This is a genomic window from Kitasatospora sp. NPDC059571 (assembly GCF_042735675.1).
Classification (GTDB): Bacteria; Actinomycetota; Actinomycetes; order Streptomycetales; family Streptomycetaceae; genus Kitasatospora.
On sequence record NZ_JBHWBW010000385.1, the window covers coordinates 1 to 7,661 of the forward strand.

A 7,661-nucleotide genomic window follows, 5' to 3' on the forward strand; every position below is an offset into this window, starting at 1 on the left:
GACGCGAAGATGACGGTGCTGATGGAGAACGTGCGCCACCACGTCGAGGAGGAGGAGAAGGACTGGTTCCCCGAGGTCCGCAAGGCCATGGGCCGCAACCGCCTCGTCGAACTCGGCGAGCACCTCACCGCCGCGAAGGCGGACGCGCCGCGCGACCCACTGAAGGTCCCCAGCGCCGCCGAATAGCCGGACACCGACGCGGCCTGGCCGGGCCGCTTCGACGCGGCCGGGCGTGCGGTCGGTGCGGTGGTCAGGGGTGGCCGAGGTGGGCCAGGCGCGGGGGCCCGTCGTCGAGGTGGAGGGTGACATCCAGCGGCGGGAGCAGCCAGCGCACCAACTGCTGCGACGGGCGCCGCTGACGGGGAGCGTCGGGGAGATGGCCGGACAGGGCGGCCGCGACCGTGTGCGCCTGGTCGTCGTCCAGCGGCGCGGTCACGCACCATTTGCTCGGCCCAGGTGACCAGGAGCCGCTCGGGGCGGCCGACGCTGCCGAGGATCCCGACGGCGTGGGCGGGCTGGGTCTCCAAGGGTGGCTCCTCATCGGGCTCGGCCGCAGGCCACACGATCGGACGCCCCCGGCTTCGTCGCCTTCCCCGACAGGGGACGGTCTCGCCATCGATGATCACCCTGGAGAGCCACCGCGCCCACAGATTCCCCGGCCAGCGCCGCTCCGGGCCGCACCGTGGAAGCCGGCCGGGCCTTGCCGATGCGTTCGAGGAAGTAGTCCCCGCCGAGATCCTGGTTCTCGCTGCGCCGGTAGCTGTCGTGGAGACGGGTGCCTCTGCTTGGCCGCCACCGTGAGGGTACGGCCGATGGGGTCGCACGGCTGTTCGCCCGGTGCGTGGTTCAGGCGCCGGTCGCCGGCGGCCGGGCGAGTGTCGCGAAGCCGGCGCAGAGCAGGCGGATGCTCCGGGTGAACTTCTCGTCCTGGCTCAGGCGGGGGAACGTCGGGCCCATGAGCAGGGGGAAGCGCTCGCACAGGTCGGTGTGGAGTTCGGCGGTGACGGGCGGGGGAGCGGTGGGCTGGTTCTGCTCCTGGAGGACGAAGCCGGTGACGTGGCTGAGGAGGGTGTCGGCGGCGACGGCGCGATCGTCGGCGGGCAGGTCGGCGTCGCTGAGGGTGGCGAGCAGGCGTTCCATCAGGGCGAGTGCGCCGGTGCTCAGCATGCCGGGGCTTTCGGCGAGGAGCCGGGCGCCGCCGGGGTGCTGTCCGATGCTGTGGCGCAGGCCGGAGGCCTGGGCGTGGACGCGGTCCGGCCAGTCGGCTGTGGGCGGGAGGGCGGTGAGGGCCTCGGTGCCGGCGTCGTACGCGCGGCGGCAGATGCGGTCGGCCATCAGGGCGAGCAGCTCGTCCTTGCTGCGGACGTGGTAGTAGAGGCTTCCCGCATGGGTGTCCAGTCGGTCGGCGACCTGGCGCATGGACAGGTGGTGGTAGCCGACCTCGGCGAAGACGACCATCCCCGCGTCGACGATGCGCTCCCTGGTGAGCTTCACCCGCCCACCGTACAGGCGTTTTCCAATGCTGTTCGAAAGCCGTGCTAGCTTGGCGCCGACAGATTTTCCAACGGCGTTGGAAAACGCCGTGATCGGGGGAGAAACGGGCAATGGGGGCGATCGTCTTCAACGTGACCACGGCCGCGCTGATGGTCATGATGGTCAACTGCGGACTCGGCGTGGTCGGCCGGGACACGCTGCGCGGGCGTCCGGTCCCGTGGACGGCAGTCGGCCTGACGGCGCTTGCCGTCGGCGGCGTCCTGCTCCAACTTGCCTGGGCCGGTGCGATGGACGCGCTCGATGCCGACCCGGCCAAGTCCGGCTGGTGGCGCGAGTTCACCTCGGTGTTCATGCAGAACGGCGGCCTTTTCGGCGGCCTGTGGAACCTCCTCACCCTCGCCGCCGTCGCCGTGCTCGCCGAGTGGTACTGGGGCGGTTGGCTGGTCCCCGCGTTCTTCCTGGCCGGTGTCGTCCTGCCCGGCCGCCTCGACACCGTGCTCGGTCTCGGCGACGGCCCCAGCACCGATCCGCGCAACTTCGCGGGCAGTTCCGGCGCCACCTACTTCCTCGGCGCCACTCTCGCCCTCGCCCTCCTCACCCGCACGCGGCTCCCGAAGGAGATCGCCCTGGCGGTCGGCGTCCCGGTACTCGGCCTGGCGATGTGGTTCGCCCAAGGCAACGGGCACGGGCTGGTGTCGGTATACGGGTTCGCCCTCGGCGCGGCGGCGTGGGCCGTCCGGCGCCGACGAAACCCCGGGCCGCAGTCCGGTGCTCCCGCCCACAGCGCGGTGCGTCAGGACCAGGCCGCCACGGCCGGATCTTCGAGTGGCCTGTAGGACGTCCCGAGGCGGTGGGGGAAGGGCTGCCTCGTTCCCCCGCCACCCGTCGCCGACAGCGCAGACACACCGGCTACCGGGCAGGGGCGCCGGAACCCGGCCTCACGCCCGATCCAGGCACCGCGCGTTGGGGTGGATCAGCCCGCCGGGGCCTCGGCGGTGTCCCGGCCGGCCTGCTTGTGCTTCATCGTGGTCTTGTACCGGTTCTCGACGCCCGCCCAGTACGGCTGCCGGGGCGCCCGGGAGTGCCGGTCCATCGACGCCGCCAACGCCACCTCCCGTGCTCCGCGACCGCCCGTGACGCCATCACCCCGCTACGTCTTGCTCTCGGCCGGCGCATTATCTGATCCCGTCGCCGGCGCTGCCCGGGGACCCGGCGGTGGGGGCGGTCTTCCGGCCGTCCCCGTGCGGGTAGGTGCCAGGGGAGGGGCATGACGCAGGTCCCGGCGCCCTTGCCCTTGGCGAGGCGCTGCGGACCGGCGGAGCCGATCATCACCGCCCTCAACGCCCCGGGTGTGCGCCCGGGGCGTTTCGCTGGAGATCTCAGCGCTGGTCGCCGGGCGTCACTGACCAAGGCCGACCGGTTCACCCGCGGATGGCTGCTGTGTGGGTGGCGGGCTTGCCGGGGGCGGGGTGGTGAGCTGCCTGGTGAGGCGTTCCTCGTACCGGCCGAGCAGGAGCAGTGCGCCCAGCAGGGCGGGTGGTGTCAACAGCGCGAGCAGGAGCATGTGAACCTCCCGACAGGGGCGGTCACGATCCGTTCCGGGAGTGGGTCGAGCGGTGTCCACGCTACGGGCCCGGGCCGTAGGCGGCACTTCTGCCGGCCGGTGGCCGGCGGGGTTGTCCTGGCTCGCGTGCCGGGATCCGCGCGGACTTCACAGCATGCGCCGGGTCATTCGGGTCGGGCCGCGCGTCCGGCGGTGACGGCCCGTGCCATCGATGCGGCCACCCTCCTTTCGGGTGACCGGGATCCGAAGGCCATGGCGCACACGGCGACCAGAGCAGCCCGTTCTCCGGTTTCCAGAACCGGGAGCCGTCCCGTGCACGCCGCCCAGAGCAACGCCCCAGCCGCCTCGCGCCCGCTTCCTGTTCGGCTGTCGCCGAGGCGACCCAGCGCGTGGGCGACCTGCCTCAGCACACGCCGCTGCGCCGGAGCGCTCTGTCGGGCGGCGAGTTCGCGCACCCACGTCGCCGCGTTCTGCCCGGCGAGGGCGAGAGCGGCCGCATCGGCGGCCGGCCTGGCGGCCGGCCGGGCGCGGCGGGGGTCGCCAAGCATCACTGGGAGGTGGCGTCGCTGGGCGGTTGCACGGGGCTGGCTGTCGAGAGCCGCTCGGGGATGCTGCGCCATACCGGGCAGCGGGCGGAGTGGGTCGTGAGATCAAGAACGGTGCCGTTGCCCAGGACCTGCCGCGTCGGCACGGCCGCGCAGCGACACGTGCCGGGAGCGCCGGAGCCGCGGCCGGCGCCGGCGAGCACGGGCCGGGGCGGGACGGGACGGCGGCGGCGCCGCAGTGCGCGGATGGCCCGGCGCCACAAGCGCGACGGGCGTACGCGGCGGTGGAGGAGGCGGGAAAGGGCCGGCATGGACACTAGACTGCCGGGGCCGGCAGAGACCACAGCGTTGACACACCGCCGTCCCACCCCGCGCGCCCGACTCCGCGCCGCCCAGCACCACGACGGACACCTAGAGATCGTCTTCAAAGATCAAATCCAGAGCAGGATGGACGCGATGGTGACGGCGGCCTGGTAGGACTCGCGGGTCTTGTCGTAGCGGGTGGCCAGGCCGCGCCACTGCTTCAGCCGGTTGAAGCAGCGTTCGACGACGTTGCGCAGGCGGTAGGCCTGTCGGTCGAATCCGATGGGCCGACCGCCGCGTGAGCCGCGGTTCAGGCGGTTGAGTACCTGGTCGGCGCGTTCGGGGATGGTGTGCCGGATGCCGCGTCTGCGCAGGTAGGTGCGGATCTTGCGGGAGCTGTAGCCCTTGTCGGCGACCACGTGGTCGGGCCTGGTGCGAGGCCGGCCGGGCCCGATCCGGGGGACGCGAATGGTCTGCATGACGTGCTCGAAGCGGGTGCAGTCGTTGGTGTTGCCGCCGGTCAGGACGAAGCCGAGCGGGCGGCCTCGGCCGTCGCAGGCGAGGTGGAGCTTGGTGCTCAGTCCTCCACGGGATCGGCCGAGGGCGTGATCACCCGCTTCGTCCCGGTCACGTGCCCCCTTTTGCCGCCCGCGGCATGCTGATGGGCCCGGACGACTGTCGAGTCCACGGACACCAGCCAGTCGATGTCACCGGACGCGTCCTTCTCCGCCTGGACCTGCTCCAGCATGCGGGAGAACGTGCCGTCCAACGCCCACCTGCGAAAACGCGTGTACAGGGTCTGCCACGAGCCGTAGCGATCAGGCACGTCACGCCAGGCCGAGCCGGTCCGCAGCTTCCACACGATCCCGTTCAGCACCACCCGGTCGTTCGACCTGGGCCGCCCGGTCCCCGACCTCGGCAGGAACCGGGACAGCACCTCCCACTCAACGTCCGAAAGCTCATGACGACGTATCACACCCGAGATGATCTCATTGCTTGATCATCTTTGAAGACGGACCCTAAGCCCCACCCTCCACCAGCGCACCGACCCCGACCAGTCGCCGGTTGGTACGCACCTGGCGGTGCGTCACTCTCAAGACTGCGTCTTGCTGCCCTTCGTCCCGCCGGATCCGAGAATGATGAGGATCCTTGGATTTCCCCACCCCACGCTCGGGTGCTCCTCGGACCTGCTCACGGGATTCCCCACCCTGCGGCGCGCTGACCTGCGGACGGACGCCGCTCGGGAGGGGCCGCCCGATAGCTGGCCAGGTCCAGGGTCGGGACGGACTGGCGGTGCCCGGTGCCCGCCGCTGCCTCGGCCCCGGCCACCTCGCCGACACCGAACTGCCGAACGACCACACCTGACCGACCCGGCGACCTGGGCGCCCTGCCGGCCCTGACCGGCTGTTAGTGGCCGGTTCCGATTCCCCGCTGGCGGCCAGCTAATGGGGAATCATCTGGCCGCGCTTCGTTAATCCGGATTGATGGCGCGAGGGCGCGGTCAGGACTGGGGCCGGGGCGGGAGCTCCTTCACCAGGAAGATGGCGGGATCTTCGACTGGGTGTTCCGCACCCGTGTCGTCCGTGTAGAAGTAGCGATCCACGTAGCGGACCGTGGGCTCGTATCCCAATCGAGCGTATAGGGCTGCGGCCCGCGGATTTCCGTGATCGTCTACTCCCAGTCCGATCAGCTGTGCGTTTCGCTCGCCAGCGAGCTGTTCGGCGTGACGGATCAGGGTGCTGCCTACCCCGCGAGACTGAAGCACATCGACGACGTGCAAACCGTTGATCTCCGGGCAGTCCGCGAGGACTGCTCTCACTTCTGGCGCCGCGCAGCCGTCCCAGCGCACTTCGCAGATCCCTGCCGGCTGGGCATCCAGCCAGGCCACGAGGAACGTGCTGGTCCCTGATGCCTGCCGGGCGAACCGCTGGGCGTGGTAGGAAACGGCGCTGGAGGAGGGCAGACGCTCCTCCAGCACCTCCAGATCTTCTTGTCGGCAGGCCGTGATGTGCATGGGCATCATGATGCTGTCCCGTCCGGCGTTGAGGCGAGGAATTTGCCAGTGAGCGTGGGCGGAGTTGTCTCGTCTGACTTTTGTTGGGCGTGAAAGGCCAGCCCCGCCAGGGCTTGGCTGGCCGAACCCGGTCTCTGCAGGAGGGTGCGCCCTAGAACGCGACAGCCGACAAGTCGGTAGCGACATCGACGGCCTGGTAGCCGTAGGTGTCCGCCGCGTCGACGCGCAGCATGAGACAGAATCGATCGAGAGACTCGACCTCCCTGACGAGACGCTTGTAGTCGCGCTTGAGCAGGTGCACCGCCGCACGGTTTGCGATCGCCGACTGCCCCATGATCATGAGGACCGGCTGTGCCGACTGAGGAGGGGTGAACTTCGCGACCAGCGCATGGTCCGTTCGACCATACTTATGGAGGAAGCGCTCACCACCGACGGTGAAGTCACCGCGTTGATTGACCTTCACACCGGGCAGGTGCCTCGCCACGTACTCGACATTGCGTCGGTTCGACCCCAAGCCACCGATGCTCAGTTCGGTGCGATCCCCATTCAGCTCAGGCGCTTCTGCGGCAACGAGGGAGAATCCGCACCCCGCCTCCTCGGCGAGCATCGCAAGTTCGATGATCGCGTAGACGTCACCGTGCTCAGTGACGGTGGGCATCTGCCAGTGGCTATTCAGGATGATGACGCACGCTGCACCGGGCCGCAGGCCAAGCAGCGCCTGCTTCTGGTGCAGGATGCGAGCGGTGCTCACCCGCTTCCAGGCCCAGACGGACCCGCCACTGACGACGCTCGTGATCAGCCCGATCACGACATTCAGCACTGCTTCCGACACGAAGCCCCCGCCCTCGTCGTAGCAACACGATCTGATAGTCGGTGAGCCAGCCTACTGATCAACGGCTCCTGGGGCGTGCCGATTCTCCCGGAGACCGAGACGATCCGGACCGATCCGTAGGAGGCAAGGCTGCGGGAGATCCGGACGCTGCGAGGGCCTGCGGTTTCCCCCTCCGGTTCCCCGACCACCTCCCCGACCACCGGCCAGCACCGGATCGGGCGTGTTTCCGCAGGTCACAGGCCATTGTCAAGGTGCGCCGGAATCCCGGCAACCCCTCTGTGCCCCTTGTTCTGGTTGTTGTGGTTGGCGGTTCTGGGGCGTGCGGTGTTTGCGCGCTCCAGGGCCGCTGCTTGGCCCTTCTCTTCTCTCCGCGTCCGGCCGGCCGCGCGCCCGGTGACCGGGCCGGGGCGGAGGCGGGCTGGGGCGGAGGCGGGTGTCGGACGACGTCAGAACGTCAGTGGGTCGCGACGTGAGATGTCAGTGATCGGCGACGTGAGGCACGAGAAGTGACGATCACAAGGACCAGCCGTGCGGCAACACGCTCCTCAGGTCTAACTGGCGCTCGCCCATGCGGGGACAGTCCCCCAGGGGGTGCTCAAAAAAGCCCATTGCCGAGGGCCGAGAGGCGCAGGCTCAGTGCAAGTCGCAGGAGGCCATGCAGCCGGACTGGCCGGGCGGGTCGTTCGCGGTCGCCCCCAAGAGCATCAGGCCAAGCACGATCACCACCAGCACCACGGCCATCACCGTTCCCGATACGTCGCGTCCGCCGTTCGGTCCGTCGGCCACCGTGACCACCTCCCCGCCGTCCTTCCATGAGAGACATCTCAGGGGGCTATTGAGTCAAGCAGCAGCCGTGATTGATGACGTGACGGAGGAGGTGAAGGCATGGTTCTCGTCGAACAGCTGGCG

General features: G+C 69.9%; 7 protein-coding genes and 2 pseudogenes. 3 read left to right on the forward strand and 6 right to left on the reverse strand.

Features of this window, described 5'->3' with window-relative positions:
* Positions 1–186 (forward strand): annotated as a pseudogene (locus ACFV0G_RS30415) (hemerythrin domain-containing protein); the annotation flags it as partial.
* A gap of 64 nt (positions 187–250) precedes the next feature.
* Here the strand turns inward: ACFV0G_RS30415 and ACFV0G_RS30420 are convergent.
* Positions 251–436, reverse strand: a complete 186-nt coding sequence (locus ACFV0G_RS30420; RefSeq protein ID WP_380554992.1) for a hypothetical protein — start codon at positions 434–436, stop codon at positions 251–253.
* 410 nt (positions 437–846) lie between these two features.
* Entirely contained in the window at positions 847–1,494 is a 648-nt protein-coding gene (locus ACFV0G_RS30425; RefSeq protein WP_380554994.1) for a TetR/AcrR family transcriptional regulator, read from the reverse strand.
* Positions 1,495–1,604: 110 nt separating this feature from the next.
* On the opposite strand from ACFV0G_RS30425, the gene ACFV0G_RS30430 reads away from it, so the two are divergent.
* Positions 1,605–2,330, forward strand: a complete 726-nt coding sequence (locus ACFV0G_RS30430; RefSeq protein ID WP_380554995.1) for a hypothetical protein — start codon at positions 1,605–1,607, stop codon at positions 2,328–2,330.
* A 137-nt stretch (positions 2,331–2,467) separates the two neighbouring features.
* Here ACFV0G_RS30430 and ACFV0G_RS30435 read toward each other — a convergent pair whose 3' ends face one another.
* The 4 genes and pseudogenes from ACFV0G_RS30435 to ACFV0G_RS30450 all read right to left on the reverse strand — a co-directional run bounded on the left by ACFV0G_RS30435 (position 2,468) and on the right by ACFV0G_RS30450 (position 6,752).
* A complete protein-coding gene (locus ACFV0G_RS30435) occupies positions 2,468–2,605 on the reverse strand; it encodes a hypothetical protein (protein ID WP_380554997.1) in 138 nt (45 codons plus the stop codon).
* A gap of 1,429 nt (positions 2,606–4,034) precedes the next feature.
* Positions 4,035–4,882: pseudogene (locus ACFV0G_RS30440) on the reverse strand (IS5 family transposase).
* Positions 4,883–5,407: 525 nt separating this feature from the next.
* A complete protein-coding gene (locus ACFV0G_RS30445; RefSeq protein ID WP_380554999.1) occupies positions 5,408–5,929 on the reverse strand; it encodes a GNAT family N-acetyltransferase in 522 nt (173 codons plus the stop codon).
* 142 nt (positions 5,930–6,071) lie between these two features.
* Positions 6,072–6,752, reverse strand: a complete 681-nt coding sequence (locus tag ACFV0G_RS30450) for a hypothetical protein (RefSeq protein ID WP_380555001.1) — start codon at positions 6,750–6,752, stop codon at positions 6,072–6,074.
* A gap of 655 nt (positions 6,753–7,407) precedes the next feature.
* Here ACFV0G_RS30450 and ACFV0G_RS30455 point away from each other — a divergent pair.
* A partial coding sequence (locus ACFV0G_RS30455; RefSeq protein WP_380555003.1) for a hypothetical protein occupies positions 7,408–7,661 on the forward strand: 254 nt, incomplete at its 3' end.

Excerpts from the sequence above, each read along its gene's own strand:
- ACFV0G_RS30430 (WP_380554995.1), top strand. The coding sequence starts at position 1,605 with ATGGGGGCGATCGTCTTCAACGTGACCACGGCCGCGCTGATGGTCATG.
- ACFV0G_RS30445 (WP_380554999.1), bottom strand. The coding sequence starts at position 5,929 with ATGATGCCCATGCACATCACGGCCTGCCGACAAGAAGATCTGGAGGTG.